This window comes from Rhodoferax ferrireducens, assembly GCF_003347515.1.
Classification (GTDB): domain Bacteria; phylum Pseudomonadota; class Gammaproteobacteria; order Burkholderiales; family Burkholderiaceae_C; genus Rhodoferax.
The window spans coordinates 38,645-55,038 of record NZ_QEII01000234.1 but is presented as its reverse complement, the minus strand read 5'-3'; the positions used below and the strand labels follow the sequence as shown (position 1 = coordinate 55,038).

General features: G+C 64.6%; 20 protein-coding genes. All 20 read left to right on the top strand.

Features of this window, described 5'->3' with window-relative positions; genetic code table 11:
• Nucleotides 1-7 precede the first annotated feature (7 nt).
• From C5P05_RS05055 to cobO, 20 genes are read left to right on the top strand one after another with little or no spacing between them, the layout of a single operon-like run.
• A complete protein-coding gene (locus C5P05_RS05055) occupies nt 8-1,417 on the top strand; it encodes a cobyrinate a,c-diamide synthase (protein WP_114968764.1) in 1,410 nt (469 codons plus the stop codon).
• Nucleotides 1,410-2,315 carry an ABC transporter substrate-binding protein gene (locus C5P05_RS05050; RefSeq protein ID WP_232834350.1) on the top strand — a complete coding sequence of 302 codons (906 nt, stop codon included), beginning with the start codon at nt 1,410-1,412 and terminating at the stop codon, nt 2,313-2,315. Before C5P05_RS05055 ends, C5P05_RS05050 begins: the two co-directional genes overlap by 8 nt.
• Nucleotides 2,312-2,902 carry a bifunctional adenosylcobinamide kinase/adenosylcobinamide-phosphate guanylyltransferase gene (locus C5P05_RS05045; RefSeq protein ID WP_114968763.1) on the top strand — a complete coding sequence of 197 codons (591 nt, stop codon included), beginning with the start codon at nt 2,312-2,314 and terminating at the stop codon, nt 2,900-2,902. Before C5P05_RS05050 ends, C5P05_RS05045 begins: the two co-directional genes overlap by 4 nt.
• A complete protein-coding gene (locus tag C5P05_RS05040; protein ID WP_198674629.1) occupies nt 2,899-3,783 on the top strand; it encodes an ABC transporter substrate-binding protein in 885 nt (294 codons plus the stop codon). The genes C5P05_RS05045 and C5P05_RS05040 overlap by 4 nt, the downstream gene beginning before the upstream one ends.
• Nucleotides 3,780-4,802, top strand: a complete 1,023-nt coding sequence (locus tag C5P05_RS05035; protein ID WP_198674628.1) for a FecCD family ABC transporter permease — start codon at nt 3,780-3,782, stop codon at nt 4,800-4,802. The genes C5P05_RS05040 and C5P05_RS05035 overlap by 4 nt, the downstream gene beginning before the upstream one ends.
• A gap of 8 nt (nt 4,803-4,810) precedes the next feature.
• Nucleotides 4,811-5,599 carry an ABC transporter ATP-binding protein gene (locus tag C5P05_RS05030; RefSeq protein ID WP_114968838.1) on the top strand — a complete coding sequence of 263 codons (789 nt, stop codon included), beginning with the start codon at nt 4,811-4,813 and terminating at the stop codon, nt 5,597-5,599.
• 32 nt (nt 5,600-5,631) lie between these two features.
• Entirely contained in the window at nt 5,632-6,462 is an 831-nt protein-coding gene (gene cobM / locus C5P05_RS05025; protein WP_114968837.1) for a precorrin-4 C(11)-methyltransferase, read from the top strand.
• Nucleotides 6,459-7,460, top strand: a complete 1,002-nt coding sequence (locus C5P05_RS05020) for a sirohydrochlorin chelatase (RefSeq protein WP_114968761.1) — start codon at nt 6,459-6,461, stop codon at nt 7,458-7,460. Before cobM ends, C5P05_RS05020 begins: the two co-directional genes overlap by 4 nt.
• Entirely contained in the window at nt 7,457-8,137 is a 681-nt protein-coding gene (locus tag C5P05_RS05015) for a precorrin-8X methylmutase (protein ID WP_114968760.1), read from the top strand. Before C5P05_RS05020 ends, C5P05_RS05015 begins: the two co-directional genes overlap by 4 nt.
• On the top strand, nt 8,134-9,231 hold the full coding sequence (locus tag C5P05_RS05010) for a cobalt-precorrin-5B (C(1))-methyltransferase (RefSeq protein ID WP_114968759.1): 1,098 nt from the start codon (nt 8,134-8,136) through the stop codon (nt 9,229-9,231). The genes C5P05_RS05015 and C5P05_RS05010 overlap by 4 nt, the downstream gene beginning before the upstream one ends.
• Entirely contained in the window at nt 9,228-10,556 is a 1,329-nt protein-coding gene (gene cbiE / locus C5P05_RS05005) for a precorrin-6y C5,15-methyltransferase (decarboxylating) subunit CbiE (RefSeq protein WP_114968758.1), read from the top strand. The genes C5P05_RS05010 and cbiE overlap by 4 nt, the downstream gene beginning before the upstream one ends.
• Nucleotides 10,549-11,415, top strand: coding sequence for a precorrin-2 C(20)-methyltransferase (gene cobI / locus C5P05_RS05000; RefSeq protein ID WP_232834349.1), 867 nt, complete (start codon nt 10,549-10,551; stop codon nt 11,413-11,415). Before cbiE ends, cobI begins: the two co-directional genes overlap by 8 nt.
• Nucleotides 11,412-12,215 (top strand): cobalamin biosynthesis central domain-containing protein, encoded by an 804-nt coding sequence (locus C5P05_RS04995; RefSeq protein ID WP_114968757.1) that lies wholly within the window; start codon nt 11,412-11,414, stop codon nt 12,213-12,215. Before cobI ends, C5P05_RS04995 begins: the two co-directional genes overlap by 4 nt.
• Nucleotides 12,212-12,649, top strand: a complete 438-nt coding sequence (locus C5P05_RS04990; RefSeq protein WP_114968756.1) for a cobalamin biosynthesis protein — start codon at nt 12,212-12,214, stop codon at nt 12,647-12,649. The genes C5P05_RS04995 and C5P05_RS04990 overlap by 4 nt, the downstream gene beginning before the upstream one ends.
• A 38-nt stretch (nt 12,650-12,687) precedes the next feature.
• Nucleotides 12,688-12,879: a CbtB domain-containing protein gene (locus tag C5P05_RS04985; RefSeq protein ID WP_114968755.1), complete on the top strand. Its 192-nt coding sequence runs from the start codon at nt 12,688-12,690 to the stop codon at nt 12,877-12,879.
• Between the two features lie 14 nt (nt 12,880-12,893).
• Complete coding sequence (locus C5P05_RS04980) at nt 12,894-13,721, top strand: CbtA family protein (protein ID WP_114968754.1); 828 nt, start codon at nt 12,894-12,896, stop codon at nt 13,719-13,721.
• A complete protein-coding gene (gene cobJ, locus C5P05_RS04975) occupies nt 13,718-14,698 on the top strand; it encodes a precorrin-3B C(17)-methyltransferase (RefSeq protein ID WP_114968753.1) in 981 nt (326 codons plus the stop codon). Before C5P05_RS04980 ends, cobJ begins: the two co-directional genes overlap by 4 nt.
• Nucleotides 14,695-15,042 carry a (2Fe-2S) ferredoxin domain-containing protein gene (locus C5P05_RS04970; protein ID WP_114968752.1) on the top strand — a complete coding sequence of 116 codons (348 nt, stop codon included), beginning with the start codon at nt 14,695-14,697 and terminating at the stop codon, nt 15,040-15,042. The genes cobJ and C5P05_RS04970 overlap by 4 nt, the downstream gene beginning before the upstream one ends.
• On the top strand, nt 15,035-15,790 hold the full coding sequence (cobA, locus tag C5P05_RS04965) for a uroporphyrinogen-III C-methyltransferase (protein WP_114968751.1): 756 nt from the start codon (nt 15,035-15,037) through the stop codon (nt 15,788-15,790). Before C5P05_RS04970 ends, cobA begins: the two co-directional genes overlap by 8 nt.
• The gene (gene cobO, locus C5P05_RS04960; RefSeq protein WP_114968750.1) at nt 15,780-16,349 is read left to right on the top strand and encodes a cob(I)yrinic acid a,c-diamide adenosyltransferase; all 570 of its coding nucleotides are present in this window, start codon (nt 15,780-15,782) and stop codon (nt 16,347-16,349) included. The genes cobA and cobO overlap by 11 nt, the downstream gene beginning before the upstream one ends.
• The last annotated feature ends 45 nt before the right edge of the window (nt 16,350-16,394 follow it).

The following is a 16,394-nucleotide window of genomic DNA, read 5'->3' as shown; positions in this document are numbered from 1 at the left end:
CAGGGCCATGTCCTTCACCCACTGCCCGGCGATTCTCATCGCCGCCCCGGCCTCCGGTCAGGGCAAGACCACCGTCGCTGCCGCCCTGGCGCGCTTGCATACGCGTCAAGGCCGCAACGTGCGGGTCTTCAAGTGCGGGCCGGATTTTCTGGACCCGTATTGGCACACCCTGGCCAGCGGCTCGCCGGTGCACCAGATGGACTTGTGGATGACGGGCGAGGCCGATTGCCGGGCGCGTCTGGCTGCGGCCGCTCAAGAGGCGGACTTGATCATCGTCGAGGGTGTGATGGGTTTGTTTGACGGCGAGCCCAGTGCCGCCGATCTGGCGCAGCGCTTCGGTTTGCCGGTGCTGGCGGTGATTGACGCGTCGGCCATGGCTGGTACCTTTGGCGCGCTGGCTTTTGGCCTGCAGCATTACCGGCCGGGTTTGCCCTGGGCCGGGGTGCTGGCGAACCGGGTGGCAAGCGAACGCCATGCGGGCATGCTTCGGTTAAGTGTGCGCGAGCCAGAACAGTGGCTGGGTGTCTTGATGCGCAACCCGGCCATGAGTTTGCCGGAGCGTCACCTCGGGCTTACGGTGGCCAGCGAGGTCGTGGACGCGCTGGATCGACTCGATGCCGCGGCCGATGCGCTGGCGGCAACACCGCTGGGGCAGATGTCCTTGGCTGATCTGAAGCGCTGGGACGTGACGTTTTCTGTTGAGAACGGGATGGATGCTGGTGCGCAGACTGCGCCAGGGACGGGGCAGGGCGACGAGCCGTCAAACAGCCAGCCCCTGGCGGGCCGCACCGTGGCCATTGCCCGCGATGCCGCCTTTTGTTTTATCTACGTCGCCAACCTGGACTGCCTGCAGGAGCTGGGTGCCGAGTTGGTGTTTTTCTCCCCGCTGGCGGACAGCGCCCTGCCCGAATGTGATGCGGTCTGGCTGCCGGGCGGTTATCCCGAACTGCACGCCGCGCGACTGGCCTCCAACACGGCCATGCGGGACAGTCTCGCAAACCATGTGGCGCAACACAAACCGGTCTGGGCCGAGTGCGGCGGCATGATGGTGCTGTTTGATGCACTGGTCACGGTTGATGGCCAGATTCACGCCCAGTGGGGTTTACTGCCCGGAACCGTCACCATGCAAAAACGGCTGGTGGCGTTGGGGCCTCAGCAGTTGCTGATGGACGGTGGCGTGCTGCGCGGCCACACTTTTCATTACTCCACCTGCGCGACACCGATGACAGCCCGTTGTCGTACGGCGCGACCCGGCTGCGAACCGGCGCCAGACGTCGGAGAGGCGCTGTACCAAGTCGGTCCGATTCGGGCTAGCTATTTTCATGCCTGGTTCGCTTCCAGCCCGACCGCCACGGCGGAACTTTTTGTAGCACCGGCCAACTCACCTTTTACGCCAGCAGGAGTGTTGAATGATTGAACGTTTTGCCTTTCCCCACGGCCCGCAGCGTATCGTCTGCATGACCGAAGAGACCACTGAATGGCTGTATCTATTGGGTGAAGAGCAGCGGATTGTCGGCATTTCGGGCTACACCGTGCGTCCACCGCGTGCCCGGGCCGAAAAACCCCGCGTCAGCGCCTTCACCAGTGCCAAGATCGACAAGATTCTGGAACTGCAGCCCGACTGTGTCTTCGGCTTTTCCGACATGCAGGCCGACATCGCGGCGGCGCTGATTCGTCAGGGTGTGCAGGTCACGGTGTTCAACCAGCGCAGCGTGGCCGAGATTTTTTCCATGCTGTACCAGGTGGCGGCCATGGTGGGGCAGAGCGAGCAGGGGCTGGCGCTGATTGAGGCGATGCAGCAGCAACTGCTAGCCATTGCGAGCGCCGCCGCCTGCCTGCCGCGCCGGCCCAGAATTTTCTTCGAGGAATGGGACGTTCCCCACATCAGCGCCATTCGCTGGGTGTCCGAGCTGATGGGCATTGCCGGTGGCGATGACTGTTTTCCCGAGCTGGCGGCCCAATCTCTGGGCAAAAACCGCATCATTGCCGACAGCGACGAGATCGTGCGGCGCAACCCCGACATCATTATTGGTTCCTGGTGCGGCAAAAAATTCCGGCCCGAAAAAGTGGCGGCGCGCCCGGGTTGGGAAAACGTCAACGCCGTCAAACACCGGCAGTTGTTCGAAATCAAATCCGCCGACATCCTGCAACCCGGCCCGGCGGCTCTGACGGATGGCGTGGCGCAGCTGCACCGCATCGTCATGGACTGGAGTCGAAACGTCGCCCCCACGCTTGCCACTTCGTGTGCTGCGCTGCCCTCCGAGGGGGCCGTTCGCGCCTTGAGGCGGCCCGGCGGCGCGGAGGATGAGAAATGACAAGTCCGATCGTGGCCCGCAGCGAACTGATTCTGGGCGGCCAGAAAAGTGGCAAGTCGCGCCGGGCCGAGTTGCTGGCGCGCGACTGGCTGGCCGTATCACCCAGTCACCGCGCGGTGCTGATTGCCACGGCCCAGCCTTGGGACGAGGAGATGCGCGAGCGTATTGCCCGCCATCAGGTGGACCGGGCCGCGCGGGTGCCCGGCATGACGACGGTGGAAGAACCTTTGGCTCTCGCGGAAAAAATAACGCAGCACAGCCGCCCGGACACGCTGCTGGTGGTCGACTGCCTGACCCTGTGGTTGACCAACTGCCTGATGCCGGTGCAGCAAGTTTATGAGTCAAATAGGCCTCTAGCGCCCGTCCCTCTTGCGCAGACAGCTATTCTTTTAGAAGCAATCGCCGCCGCGCCTGGCCCTGTCGTGCTGGTGGGGAACGAGATTGGCCTGGGCGTGATTCCAATGGGCGCCGAGGTGCGCGCCTTTGTCGACGCCCTGGGCACGCTGAACCAGAACGTGGCGCGCGTGTGCCAGCGCGTCACCCTGATGGCGGCAGGTTTGCCACTGACTTTGAAAGACGCCGGATGAAGAAGTTGTACCAACAGTTGCTGCTGTGCCTGGCCGTCGCCGGTGCACTGATGGGTGCCGGCGCAGCGCAGGCCTTGCAAGTCACCGACGACCGGGGCGTGGTTGTGAACTTTGCCCAGACGCCACAGCGCATCGTCAGCCTGCTGCCCTCGCTGACCGAGACCGTGTGCGAACTCGGCCAATGCCAGCGGCTGGTGGGGGTGGACCGCTTTTCCAACTATCCTGAGAGCGTGCGGACCTTGCCGCAGGTCGGTGGCGGGTTGGACCCGAATATTGAAGCCATCGTCGCGCTAAAGCCCGACGTGGTCCTGATGGCCACCTCGTCCCGCGTCGGTGAGCGACTGCAGTCGCTGGGCATCAAGGTGGTCGCGCTGGAGCCCAAAAGCCACGCCGATGTGAAGCGTGTGCTGGAGAAGATTGGCCAGGTGCTGGAGGTGCCCGATGCACAACGCGTCTGGCGCGTCATCGACGCCGGTGTACTGGCGGCCGCGCAATCCCTGCCTGCCAGCGTCAAAAACACGCGGGTGTACTTTGAAGTCAACCGCGCACCGTATGCCGCCGGCGCAACCTCGTTCATCGGCGAAACCCTGACGCGCCTGGGTGCCCAAAACATAGTCCCTGCCAGCCTGGGCCCGTTCCCCAAACTCAACCCGGAATATGTGGTGCGCGCCAACCCGGACGTGATCATGGTCGGCGACCGCAATTACGCGGGCATGGAGGGGCGCCCCGGCTGGTCCGGCATCCGCGCCGTTAAGGAGCGCCGGCTGTGCGTGTTTACCGTGGCGCAGTCCGATGTCGTGGTGCGGCCCGGCCCGCGCATGGCGGAGGGCGCCCGCATCATGGCGCAATGCCTGCAAGCCATGCAAGGCAAGGCACCATGACCGATATTTCCCGCCAACAACGCATCGCCTATTTGCTGGGCACTGGCTTGTTGCTGGCCAGCGTGGCTTTGCTGCTGATGGGCACCAGCGTCGGCAGCACCGGGTTTGAGAGCGTTCTCAATGCCTGGCGCGACCCGGTGGCGCTGCAGATCGTGTGGGACATCCGCCTGCCGCGCACCCTGGGCGCCTGGACGGCAGGGGCCTTGCTGGGCCTGGCCGGTGCCGTGGCGCAAGGGCTGTTTCGCAATCCGCTGGCGGACCCTTATTTGCTGGGCAGCGCCTCGGGCGCCTCCTTGGGCGTGGCCCTGGCGCTGGTGTTTTTTGGCGTGTCACCGTTTGCGACCCACTGGCTGGTGCGCCTCGGCCTGACCGGCGCCGCGTTTGCCGGGGCCGTCGGTGCGGTGTTCCTGACACTCGTGCTGGCTAAAGGTGTGCAGCACACGCTGCGCCTGTTGCTGGCCGGGGTGATTGTGGGTGTGGTGCTGGGCGCTTGTGCGTCGCTGGCCATGCTGATGGTGCCCGAAGTGATGCAGGCGATGCAGGTTTTCATGCTGGGCAGTACCGGCTTTGTCGGCTGGACCGCCTGTGGCCTGATGGCCGCCGTCTGGCTGGTCTGCATGGTGGTGGCCTGGATGCTCAGCCATGTGCTGGACGGCCTGTCGCTGGGCGAAGCCACCGCCGCCAGCCTCGGCTTGCCCTTGCCGCAAATGCGCGGCGCGCTGGTGGCGGTGCTGGCGCTGGCCACCGGTACGGCGGTGGGGCAAACCGGACTGATTGCTTTCGTCGGTCTGGCCGCGCCGCATCTGGTGCGCTCGGTGGTCAAGACCACCCATGGCCGTCTGATCCTGCTGTCCAGCCTGATGGGCGGCGTCTTGCTGATGGCTGCCGACATGCTGGCGCGCTGGCTGATTGCGCCGCAAGAGTTGCCAGTGGGCGTGCTCACTGCCGTGCTGGGCGGCGGCTATCTGCTGTGGCTGATGCACCGCAACACGCGCGTCTCGTCGGGGGCAAGCCTGTGAATAACGCTATAAATTCAATAGCTATCGGCGCACGTTCCATAAGCGCTAGCCTCGGAAATGTTCAAGTATTGCATGACATCGACCTGGCCTTGCCAGCGGGCCGCTGGACCAGCATCGTGGGGCCCAACGGCGCCGGCAAATCGACCTTGCTGAAAGTGCTGGCCGGCCTGCTGCAACATGCCGGTGCGGTCACGCTGCTGGGCCAGCCGCTTGAGCGTTTGCCGGGGCGCGTGCGCGCACGGCAACTGGCCTGGCTGGGGCAAAACGAAAGCACCGGCGACGATTTGACCGTGTGGGATGTCGCCATGCTGGGCCGCCTGCCACACCAGGCCTGGCTGGCCGCTCCCAGCGCCGCAGATCTCGCCGCCGTCGAGCAGGCCTTGCGCGCCACCCAGGCCTGGGAATGGCGCGGCCGCACGCTGGGCCAACTCTCGGGCGGCGAGCGTCAGCGCGTGCTGCTGGCCCGCGTGCTCGCGGTGCAGGCGCAGGTGCTGCTGATGGACGAACCGCTGGCCAATCTGGACCCGCCGCACCAGGCCGACTGGCTGGTCATGGTGCGTGAGCTGGTTCAGCAGGGACGCACGGTGGTCAGTGTCCTGCATGAAATATCGATGGCGCTGCATGCCGACGAACTGGTCATCATGGCCCAAGGCCGCATCACCCACCAAGGCCCGTGCGCCGACCTCGTCACCCACCGCGCGCTAGAAGACGTGTTCGAGCGGCGCATCGCCATTCATGCCGTGGGTGATGAGTGGGTCGCCTTGCCACGGGCCGTCATGGCGGCTGCAAAACCATGACGACGGAAATCAAGAACTCAAGAAAGGCATTGATGCACATCGAATCCTCAAGTAGCCCCGGCACCGTCTGGTTCGTGGGCGCCGGTCCCGGTGACCCGGACCTCATCACCGTCAAGGGCCGGGGACTGATCGAGCGCGCCGGCGCCATCCTGTTCGCCGGCTCCCTGGTCAGCGAGGCCGCCACGCGCTGGGCGCCCGCCGGTTGCACAGTAGCCGACAGCAAGGACATGACGCTCGAGCAGATGTCGGCCTGGTTGATCGAACAAGCCGGGCGCTGCGACACCGTGGTGCGCCTGCAGACCGGTGACCCCGGTTTGTATGGCGCCTTGATTGAACTGGTGCAACCGCTGGACGCTGCCGGCGTGGCGGTGCAGGTGGTGCCGGGAGTCTCTTCCGCCATGGCATCTGCCGCCGCGGCGGTCGAGAGTCTGACCCTGCCCGAGGTGACGCAAACGGTGATTTTCACCCGGGTCGAAGGGCGCACGCCCATGCCCGAGGGCGAGTCGCTGGAAGCGCTGGCGTCGCACCACAGCACGCTGTGCATCTTCTTGAGCATCACCCTGCTGGGTCGCGTCACGGCGGCCTTGACGGCGGCGGGTTGGTCTTCGGACGCGCCTGTCGTGGTGGTGCACAAAGCCAGCTGGCCGGGTGAAGAAAAAATCATTCGCGGCACCGTCGCCACCATTCAGGGCCTGTGCCGCGAGGCCAAAATCGTCAGTCAGTCCATGATCATCGCCAGCCCCACGCTGGGCGCGCGGCAGTGGACGATCCTGGCTAAATCCAAACTCTACGACACCAGTTTCACGCACCGCTTTCGGCGTGCCAGTGTCCCTGCCTCGAACCTCACTTTGGAGTCCCCATGACCCTTGAGACCATTTTGCTGGTGGGCCACGGCTCGCGCGAAAAATCGGGCAACGACGAGATTCTTGCCTTTGCCGAGCAGTGGCGCCAGCGCCAATCGGGCTGGCGCATCGAGGTCTGCTTCATCGAATTTTCCGAGATCACCATGAGCGAGGGCCTGCGCCGGGCCGCCACCGGTGCGCAGCGCGTGATGGTGGTGCCGCTGATTTTGAATGCAGCCGGCCACGTGAAAATGGACATTCCGCAGGCCATTGATGGCGCGCGGCTGAAGTTCCCGCTGGTGCAGTTCGTGTACGCGCCGCACCTGTCAGCGGGTGAGCCGCTCCTGGCCATCATGAAGCGCCGTCTGAAAGGTGCCATGCAGGCGCTGGACATGCCGGACCCCACGACCACAGGCGTCGTGATGTTGGGGCGCGGCTCGTCGGATCGCCATGCCAATGGCGAGATGGCCAAGATGGCGCGCTGGCTGATGGAGGAAACCGACCACGAACTGGTGGACCTGGCCTTCACCGGCATCACCTATCCGCGCCTGGAAAAAGTGGTGCAGCGCCAGAGCCTGCTGGGCATGACGCAGGTGGTGGTGCTGTCGTATTACCTGTTCAACGGCACGCTCGTGGAACGCATCAAGCGCCAGGTGGACAACCTGAAAACCCAGTACCCGACGATCCGTTTCAGCTTGACCACGTATTTTGGTTTTGAGCGCGAGATTTTTGAAGTGCTGGAGCAGCGCGTGGACGACATGAAGCGTGGGGCGCCTGAAGCCCTGATGCCTTGCGATGGCTGCAAATTCAGGGAGTTTGCCGTCGAACACGGGCAGGGCGGGCACCACCATGATGACGCGGTGGCGCTCACGCATGACCACGACCATCCGCATGACCACGACCATCCGCATGATCACGCACACGACCATGCGCACGAGCATGCCCCTGGTCACGAGCACCTGCCCGGCCATGACCATGAACACGATCATGTGCACGCGCATGTCGGAGTCCCGTCATGACGACATCTGCCGCCAATGTGGTAACCGAGCAACTCACCGCCGCCGGGCGCGCCATTGAGCACGACTCGTTTGCCGTGATCGACCGCGAAGTCGGTCCCTATACCTACACCCCCGAACAATGGCCGATCGTGCGCCGCATGATTCACGCCAACGCGGATTTTGATTTCAACGGTCTGACCGACTTTCATCCCAATGCCGTGGCTGACGGGATGGCCGCCATTTTGTCGCGAGCCACCCGCGTGGTGGCCGATGTGGAAATGATTTGTGTCGGTTTGTCGGCGCCGCGCCTGGGACACTTTGGCATGTCCACGCACCAGTTCATCAGCGACCCGGATGTGATCGAACTGGCCAAGGCAGAGGGCACAACCCGCGCCGTGCAGGCCATGCGCAAGGCGCATCGGCTCGGGCTGATCGATGGCGCCATCGTCGGCATCGGCAATGCGCCCACGGCCTTGATCGAAATCGTGCGCCTGATCCGCGAGGAGGGCGCCCGCCCGGCGCTGGTGGTCGGCATGCCGGTGGGCTTTGTCTCTGCCGCTGAATCCAAGGATTTGATGGCGCTGGAGACGGCTGTGCCCTGGGTCGTGATCCGTGGCCGCAAGGGTGGCTCCACGCTGGTGGTCGCTGCTATCCATGCGCTGCTCGGGCTGGCCGAGGCCAGGGAACTGGCCGCATGATGGAAAAAGACGCGTCGCGCGGCACCCGCACCGGTTTCACCACCGGCGCGTGTTCGGCGGCGGCGGCGCGGGCGGCGGTCATCGGCTTGATGACCGGCCAGGTGCCCGACGTCGTGGAATGCCTGTTGCCCAATGGCGACCTGGTGAGCTTTGCCGTGCAGGACGGCCGCGTTGATGGTCAAACGGCCCACGCCATGGTCATCAAGGATGCGGGCGATGACCCGGATTGCACCGATAAAGCCCACCTCACCGCCGATGTGCGCTTGCTGCCCGAGCAACCGGGCCAGGTGCTGTTGGCCGGTGGTTTCGGCGTCGGCACGGTCACCATGCAAGGCCTGGGGCTGACCGTGGGCGGCCCGGCCATCAACCCGGTGCCGCGCCGCAACATCGAGGCCAATGTGCGCGCCGCAGGTAGCCCGCTGCTCGACGAGGCCGGGTTTGAGGTCACGATTTCCGTGCCGCAAGGCGAGGAAATGGCCAAAAAAACCACAAATGCGCGTCTGGGCATTCTGGGTGGCATTTCCATTTTGGGCACCACCGGCATCGTCAAGCCTTACTCGACTGCAGCCTACCGCGCCAGCGTGGTGCAGGGTGTGCACGTGGCGGGCACCTTGTCCCATGGCGTGGTGGTGCTCACCACCGGCGGGCGCACTGAAAAGTTCGTCATGGAAGAAATGCCCCACCTGCCCGAGGCCGTGTTTGTACAAATGGGCGACTTTTTGCGCTACGCCATGGGCGCGGCGGTCAAGGCCGGCCTGAAGAAGGTTGTAATTGGCGGCATGGTGGGCAAACTCACCAAGATCGCCCAGGGCGAAACCATCACCCATGCCGGCCGCGCCGATGTGAACACCGGTTTGCTGGCGGATCTGGCCGCAGAACTCGGTGCGGCGCCGGAAGTGTGTGAGGACATTCGCAATGCCAAAACCGCCCGCTACGCCGGCGAACGCATGGACGAACTGGGCCTGGGCGCCGCCTTCCACGCCGCGCTGGCCCAGCGCGTGGTGAAAACCTTGCGTGAACGTTACCCCGATCAGTTCGATTTGAAAGTGCTGGTCTGCGACTTTGACGGTCGCAAGATAGCGGAGTCCTCATGAATTCTGAATCGATTGAAAAATGCCGCGTCCTCGGCGTGCTGGACGACGGCATCAACAGCCTGAGCCAGAGCGCCCTGGCGCACCTGGCACAAGCCCAGTTGGTGATTGGGGGCGAACGCACGCTGGCGCTGTTTGCCGTGCACATTGCGCCTACTGCCCAGCAACGCGACCTCAGCGGCGCCTTGTCGCAAGTCCCCGAGTGGATTCGCGCCGCACAGGCTGAGGGACAACGCGTGGTGGTGCTGGCCACCGGCGATCCGCTGTGCCACGGCATCGCGGCTTACCTGGCATCGCGTTTGTGCATCGAAGCGATTGAGGTCATCCCGAATGTCTCGACCCTGCAGCTAGCCTGCGCCCGCCTGGGTCTGCCATGGCAGGAGATGAAGTTTTCCTCCGTGCACAGCAAGGACGCGGGCGACTGGGTGGCCGGGTCTGAGCCCAGCCACGGCCTTTACGCACTGCTGCGCGACATTCGCCAAAACGACCGTCTGGCCGTGCTCACCAGCCCGTTAAACACACCGGATCGTATTGCCCGCATGCTGGTCACAGAAGGCTTGGCCGATGATTTCGAGATGGCCGTGGCCGAGCGCTTGTGCCAGCCCGAGGAGCGCATCGTCAGCGGCATCAGCATCCGGGCCGCGACGCACATACCGTTCGCCGACCCCAATGTGCTGCTGTTGTGGCGCAGCACCTTGCGCGCGCCGCAAGTGCTGTTTGGCCTGCCCGACGTCAGCTTTGAGCAGCGCCACCCTGAAAAAGGCCTGATCACCAAAAACGAGGTGCGCGCCGTCTCGCTGGCGCGCATGCAGCTACGTACCGACAGCGTGGTCTGGGACATTGGCGCCGGTTCCGGCTCGGTCGGGCTGGAGGCCGCGCGCCTGTGCCGGCAAGGCCACGTCTACGCGATTGAAAAAAATGTGGATGACAGCGCCATCGTGCAGCGCAACCGCCAAGCCATGGGCATTAGCAACCACAGCCTGGTGCACGGCAAGGCCCCGGAAGGCCTGCAACACTGGCCTGACCCGGACGCGGTCTTTGTCGGCGGCTCGGGGGGGGAGTTGGCCGAGCTGATTCGCCTGATCCTGCAGCGACTCAAAGCCGACGGCTGGCTGGTGATGAACTTTGTGACGATCGAGAACCTCGGCCTCGCGGTCGAAACCCTGAAGTCGCTGGGTGTGGCGTGGGACGTGCTGCAACTGCAAGCCTCCCGCAGCAAACCCATTCTGCACATGAACCGCATGGCGGCGGAAAACCCGGTCTGGCTCGTGTGCGCCCAAAAGGTGGCGGTGCAAAAGACCGCCAAACTGGAAAAAAACGATGACTGAACTTCACGCCGTGCAGCCCACGACCGTTCGGGCCGAGCTTGTTGAAGCGCTTGGACCGGCTCAGGGCGACCGGGGAAAAGGGCGATTGTTCGGCGTCTCCTTGGGCCCCGGCGACCCCGGCCTGATCACGCGCCGCGCCTGGGCCCTGCTGGAACGCCCGGACGCCGTCTGGACCTACCCGGTGCGCAGCCTGCGCAAGGAAAGCTACGTGCTCGACATCGCCCTGCGCGCCGGTCTGGCCTTGCCTGAAAAACACCAGGCCCTGTTGTTCCCCATGACCCACGACGTGGAAAAGCTGGCCCGCCACTGGCTCAAAGCCGCCGAGACCGTGCGCGACCTGCTGGCTACGGGTAAGGACGTGCTGTTTCTGGTCGAAGGCGACGCCTCCACTTACGCCAGTTTTTGTTATCTGGCGCGCGTGCTGCGCGAGTTAGACAGCGAGGCGCGGATCGACATCGTGCCCGGCGTCACCTCGTTCAATGCCGCCTGCGCCCGGTTGCAAATGCCACTCTCGGAGCAGGACGACACCATCGCCATCGTGCCGGCGGCCTACGGCATTGCCGCCGTGGAGAAGATGCTGGACGACTTCGACACCCTGGTGCTGATGAAGGTCAAGCCGCTGCTCGATGACTTGATCGACCTGCTGGACCGTCGCGGCCTGCTGGCGCACAGCCGCTTTATCGAGAAAGCCGGCTCGCCGGTGGAGCGCATCGTGCATGACGTGGCCGAGCTCAAGGGCACCAAGGTCAATTATTTGTCTCTGCTATTGGTGAAAAACCCGAATCGCGAGCGCGGCGAAATGATTCGCGGCTGCCGCAAGAAAACCACCATCGAACTCGAAGAGGAAAACCAGGAATGAGCCATAACACCTTGCCCGATGCCAGTGCTATTTCAGCGCCCGTTTTGGACCCCGCTGCGGACCCGGCCGTGCGCGTGGTGCTGATCGCCATCACCAAGCATGGCGCGCAGCAAGCTGCGGATCTGGCGCGCCAATTGCCCGCCGCCAGTCTGTGCGTGGCCGACAAGTTTGCCCCGCTGGTGGCCGGTCTGGCCAACCCGGTGCGCGCCTACAGCGGTCCGTTCCGCGATGAAATTGCGACCTTGTTCTCGGACTTTGACCAACTGGTGTTCTTCGTCTCGCTGGGCGCGGTGGTGCGCCTGATGGCCCCGCACATGAAGACCAAGGACGAAGACCCGGGCGTGCTGGTGGTGGATGACGCCGGGCAGTTTGTCATCCCCGTGTTGTCGGGCCATGTCGGCGGGGCCAACGCCATGGCGGAACAGATCGCCGCGCTGCTGGGCGCGACGGCGGTGCTGACCACCGCTTCCGACGTGGGCAAGACCATTCCGGTCGATATTCTGGGCCGCGAACTGGGCTGGAAGGTGGAGTGTCCCAAGATCAACATCACACGCGTGTCGGCTGCCGTGGTCAACGAGGAGCCGGTGGCCGTGGTGCAGGAAGCCGGTAGCCCGCACTGGTGGACCCGGCCCACGCCGCTGCCCGCCAGCATCCATAAGTTCACCCGTTTTGAAGACGTGGATTTAAACCACTTCAAGGCCGTGTTGTGGATCACCCACGCCGAGGTCACGCCGGAGCGCTGGCAGCAACTCCATGAGCGCCTGGTGGTGTACCGCCCGCCGCAAGCGCAACTGGCATGAACAACACCCCGATGCAGGTCGCTGTGGGCCTGGGCTGCGACCGCGGCACGCCGCTGGCCACGCTGCAGCAGGCGTTGGACGAAGCACTGGCCCTGGCCGGTGCCCGGCTCGGTGACGTGGCAGCGGCGGCCAGCATTGACCTCAAGGCTGACGAGCCGGGCCTGCTCGCGCTGGCCGAACAGCACGGCTGGACCCTGACTTTCTACACGCCTGAACAACTGGCCGCCATACCCGTGCCCAACCCGTCCGAGACGGTGCGCAAATACACCGGCAGCCCGTCCGTCAGCGAGGCTGCGGCCCTGTTGTCGGCCTCGGCCGTAGCAGGCCATGCCTTGCAGATGACTGCGCTGCTGGTCGAGAAGCACAAACACCGGGGTCCGGATGGGCGCAACGCCACGGTGTCATTGGCCCGATGTGACAGTTTCCCTTTGTAAATATTTTTTGTTTTCTCAACCCTGAAATGGAGCAACCCATGAATGCATCTTCTGTAACTTCCACTACATTGCCCACCAGTACCAGCGCAAGCCGTAGCGTGTTGCTGCAACTCGCCGCCGGTGCCGCCTTGGGCATGGTGCTTCTCTATGGGGTGGCTTTCGCCGAGAGTCCGCTGATGCATAACGCCGCCCATGACGTGCGCCACGTCACCGTCAAACCCTGCCATTGAAGCAGGAGCCAGCCATGATTTTTCAACGATTGATTTGGGCCGGTTTGGCCGCGGCCGTGGTGGTCGGTAGCGTGCAGTCGGGCGTGCAGCAGTGGCAAGCGGTGCCCATTATTCTTGCGGCCGAGGTCTATGAGGGACAAAAAATCGAGGCGCCGGCAGCCCCGGTTGCCGCAGCGCCGCATGTCCATGCCGAAGGGCTGGCGACAGAACAAGCGCATGAGCATGGCGCAGCCGAGGAATGGGCACCGGCTGATGGTGCCGAGCGCATGTTCTGGACCTGGACGGCCAATGTCCTGCATGCCTTCAGCATGGCGCTGCTGGTGTTTGCCGTGATGGGTGTCTGCCTGTGGCGCGGCACGGCGCTGCGTTCGTTGCCCCTGGGTTTGCTGGTGGCCGTCGCTGGTTGGCTCAGCTTTCATTTCTGGCCATCGTTAGGTCTGCACGCCGAGATTCCGGGCATGGATGCGGCTCGTTTAGGTTCGCGTCAGGGCTGGTGGGTACTGGCTGCAGGCAGCGCCGCACTGGCATGCACGTCGCTGGCCGGCTTGCGCAGCCCGCTGCGCTGGGCGGCTGCGGTGGCCTGGCTGGCTTTGCCTTTTGTCGTCGGTGCGCCGCACATCACAGCCGACCCGCTGGCCGGTTTTAGCGGCGCGGCGCAGCTGCAGTTGCGCGAGCTCGGTGCGCAGTTTATTTGGGCTACGACCTGGGTATCGCTGTCTTTCTGGGCAACGACCGGCCTGGCCTGTGGCGCCGCGTTTCAGCGCTGGCTGCGCCCGGTGCTGGCTGCAACGTTCGAGCGCGCCAAGCCGGTGACGGCAGCTTCTGCCGGCCTGACCTCATGAGCAGCGCCGCAGGCAAGATCATGCTGGTGGGCATTGGCCCGGGCAGCGTTGATCACATGACGCACCGGGCGCGCGCCGCCATTGCCGAGGCCGATGTGGTGGTGGGTTATGTCACCTACATCAAGCTGGTGGCCGACCTGCTGGAGGGCAAGGAGGTGGTGCGCAAGGGCATGACCGAGGAGCTGGACCGCGCGGTGCACGCGCTGGCCAGCGCCCGCGAAGGCAAAAAAGTGGCGCTGATCTCCAGTGGCGACGCCGGTGTCTACGGCATGGCCGGGCCGACCTACGAGGTGCTGTTCCAGGCCGGCTGGACGCCCGAGTCCGATGTCGAAGTCGAGGTGATCCCCGGTGCCTCGGCCATCAACGCCTGCGCCGCGCTGGTGGGGGCACCGCTGACGCACGACTTCTGCTCGATCTCGCTGTCCGACCTGCTGACGCCCTGGCCGGTGATTGCGCGTCGTCTGGACGCCGTGGCCGCCGCCGACTTTGTGGTTGCGCTGTACAACCCCAAGAGCGGGCGCCGCACGCAGCAGATCGTGCAGGCGCAACAGCTGTTTTTGCGCCATCGCCGTCCCGACACGCCGGTGGCGGTGGTCAAGTCGGCCTACCGGCGCCGGGAACGCATTGAGTTCACGACCTTAGACCACATGAGCGAGTGCGACATCGGCATGCTGACCACGGTGCTGATCGGCAACAGCCACACCTTCGTGCGCCATGGCCTGATGGTCACGCCGCGCGGTTACGCCAACAAGTACGAATTGCACGGCGACGGCAGCACGCGTGAAGGCGAAAAACGCGGGCGTTCACTGTCCACCGGCCTGTTGGGCTGGACGGAAAATCTGCGCATCGACCATGCCGAAGGTGAAACGGTTGCCGCGCTGGCGCTACGCCACAAACTGCCTGCCGACTACATCGAGATGGTGTTGACCGCGCCGGTCGAGGAGGAAGCTGTCAGCGTGGAGGAATCCGAAGAATGAGTGCCGTCGAAAAACCGAAGATTGGGGCCTACAAGCGCCATTTGCTGATCTGCACCGGCCCGCGTTGCACGCAGGATGGCGCCTCGCAAGCGCTGTTTGACAGCCTGGGCGACAAGTTCAAGGCGGCCGGTGTGCATGACGGCGAGCTGCGCGTCAAACGCAGCCGCGTCGGTTGTTTCGCCGCCTGCAAGGGCGGGCCAGTGATGTGCGTGCAACCCGACGGCACCTGGTACTACGACGTGACCCCCGCCAATATGGACCGCATCATCGAGCAGCATCTGGTCGGCGGCACGCCGGTGGCTGATCTCGTTTTTCACCAGGGACCAGGAGGCTGCGATGCTTGAGGCGGATGTTCACAGCGGACAGGGCTTTGTGTCCATCGTCGGCGCCGGCCCCGGCCCGGTCGATTTGATGACCCTGCGCGCGCTCGACCGGCTGCAGCGGGCCGAGGTGGTGGTGCATGACCGCCTGATCACGCCGGAAGTGCTGGCGCAGATTCCGTCGACGGCCCTGCGCCTATACGTCGGCAAGGCTTTGGGCAATCACTCCGTGCCGCAAGAGGGCATCCACGCGCTGCTGGTCCAGCAAGCGCAGTTGGGCAAGCGCGTGGTCCGGCTCAAGGGCGGCGACCCCTATGTGTTTGGACGCGGGGGCGAAGAAGTGCAAGCGCTGCAGGCGGCCGGCATCAGCTTTGAAGTCGTGCCCGGCGTCACCGCTGCCAGCGGCTGCTCGGCGGCGGCTGGCATTCCCTTGACCCACCGTGACCTGGCCAGCAGCTGCGTCTTTTTGCCGGGCCATCTGGCGGACGACAAGACGCCGACGGATTGGGCGGCGCTGGCCCGGCCCGGCCAAACCCGCGTCTTTTATATGGGGGTTCAGCGCCTGGCGCAAATCGCGCAGCAGCTGATTGCGCACGGTTTGCCGCCTGACACGCCAGCCGCCATCGTGCGCGACGGCACGCGGGCGACGCAAACCGTCATCGCCACCGGCTTGAGCGACCTGGTCGCCCAGGCGCCAGCCTATGGCGCGCAGCCCGGCCTGCTCATCATTGGCGAAACCGTACAACTGAGTCCTGACTACCATGCACATTGAAACCCCGCCCTCTGAAAAGCCCTACGAGAAACCCGAGGGCGAGCGCCGCGGCATCGTCATCGTCAACACCGGCGACGGCAAAGGCAAAAGCACCGCCGCCTTCGGGCTGGCGCTGCGGGCGCACGGGCGCGGCAAGGCGGTCAAGATTTTCCAGTTCATGAAAGTGCCCAGCGCCCGCTTTGGCGAACACCGCATGTTCGAGCAGATCGGCATTGCCATCGAAGGATTGGGCGACGGTTTCAGCTGGAAGAGTCAGGACCTGGAACACTCGGCGCAACTGGCGCGCGACGGCTGGCAAAAGGCCAAAGCGGCCATTTTGAGCGGCGACTACTTCATGGTGATACTTGATGAGCTGACCTACCCGCTGATTTACGGCTGGCTGCCGCTGGACGATGTGCTGCAAACCCTGCGCGAACGTCCCAGCCAGGTGCATGTGGTGCTCACCGGCCGGCGCTGCCCGCCCGAGCTCATCGAACTGGCCGACACGGTGACCGAGATGAGCAAGGTCAAACATGCGTTTAACGCGGGCATTCCGGCCCAGCGCGGCATCGAGGACTGAGGCCCCATGACCTCCACGCTTCCAGCCAACGCCAATCTGGAAGGC

What these genes read in the sequence shown, in the direction of transcription:
- C5P05_RS04980 (WP_114968754.1), top strand. Translation starts at nt 12,894, where the DNA reads ATGATTTTTCAACGATTGATTTGGGCCGGTTTGGCCGCGGCCGTGGTG.
- C5P05_RS04970 (WP_114968752.1), top strand. Translation starts at nt 14,695, where the DNA reads ATGAGTGCCGTCGAAAAACCGAAGATTGGGGCCTACAAGCGCCATTTG.
- C5P05_RS05050 (WP_232834350.1), top strand. Translation starts at nt 1,410, where the DNA reads ATGATTGAACGTTTTGCCTTTCCCCACGGCCCGCAGCGTATCGTCTGC.
- cobA (WP_114968751.1), top strand. Translation starts at nt 15,035, where the DNA reads ATGCTTGAGGCGGATGTTCACAGCGGACAGGGCTTTGTGTCCATCGTC.
- cobM (WP_114968837.1), top strand. Translation starts at nt 5,632, where the DNA reads ATGCACATCGAATCCTCAAGTAGCCCCGGCACCGTCTGGTTCGTGGGC.
- C5P05_RS05045 (WP_114968763.1), top strand. Translation starts at nt 2,312, where the DNA reads ATGACAAGTCCGATCGTGGCCCGCAGCGAACTGATTCTGGGCGGCCAG.
- cobJ (WP_114968753.1), top strand. Translation starts at nt 13,718, where the DNA reads ATGAGCAGCGCCGCAGGCAAGATCATGCTGGTGGGCATTGGCCCGGGC.
- C5P05_RS04985 (WP_114968755.1), top strand. Translation starts at nt 12,688, where the DNA reads ATGAATGCATCTTCTGTAACTTCCACTACATTGCCCACCAGTACCAGC.
- cobO (WP_114968750.1), top strand. Translation starts at nt 15,780, where the DNA reads ATGCACATTGAAACCCCGCCCTCTGAAAAGCCCTACGAGAAACCCGAG.
- C5P05_RS05020 (WP_114968761.1), top strand. Translation starts at nt 6,459, where the DNA reads ATGACCCTTGAGACCATTTTGCTGGTGGGCCACGGCTCGCGCGAAAAA.
- cobI (WP_232834349.1), top strand. Translation starts at nt 10,549, where the DNA reads ATGACTGAACTTCACGCCGTGCAGCCCACGACCGTTCGGGCCGAGCTT.
- C5P05_RS05015 (WP_114968760.1), top strand. Translation starts at nt 7,457, where the DNA reads ATGACGACATCTGCCGCCAATGTGGTAACCGAGCAACTCACCGCCGCC.
- cbiE (WP_114968758.1), top strand. Translation starts at nt 9,228, where the DNA reads ATGAATTCTGAATCGATTGAAAAATGCCGCGTCCTCGGCGTGCTGGAC.
- C5P05_RS05035 (WP_198674628.1), top strand. Translation starts at nt 3,780, where the DNA reads ATGACCGATATTTCCCGCCAACAACGCATCGCCTATTTGCTGGGCACT.
- C5P05_RS04990 (WP_114968756.1), top strand. Translation starts at nt 12,212, where the DNA reads ATGAACAACACCCCGATGCAGGTCGCTGTGGGCCTGGGCTGCGACCGC.
- C5P05_RS04995 (WP_114968757.1), top strand. Translation starts at nt 11,412, where the DNA reads ATGAGCCATAACACCTTGCCCGATGCCAGTGCTATTTCAGCGCCCGTT.
- C5P05_RS05040 (WP_198674629.1), top strand. Translation starts at nt 2,899, where the DNA reads ATGAAGAAGTTGTACCAACAGTTGCTGCTGTGCCTGGCCGTCGCCGGT.
- C5P05_RS05010 (WP_114968759.1), top strand. Translation starts at nt 8,134, where the DNA reads ATGATGGAAAAAGACGCGTCGCGCGGCACCCGCACCGGTTTCACCACC.
- C5P05_RS05055 (WP_114968764.1), top strand. Translation starts at nt 8, where the DNA reads ATGTCCTTCACCCACTGCCCGGCGATTCTCATCGCCGCCCCGGCCTCC.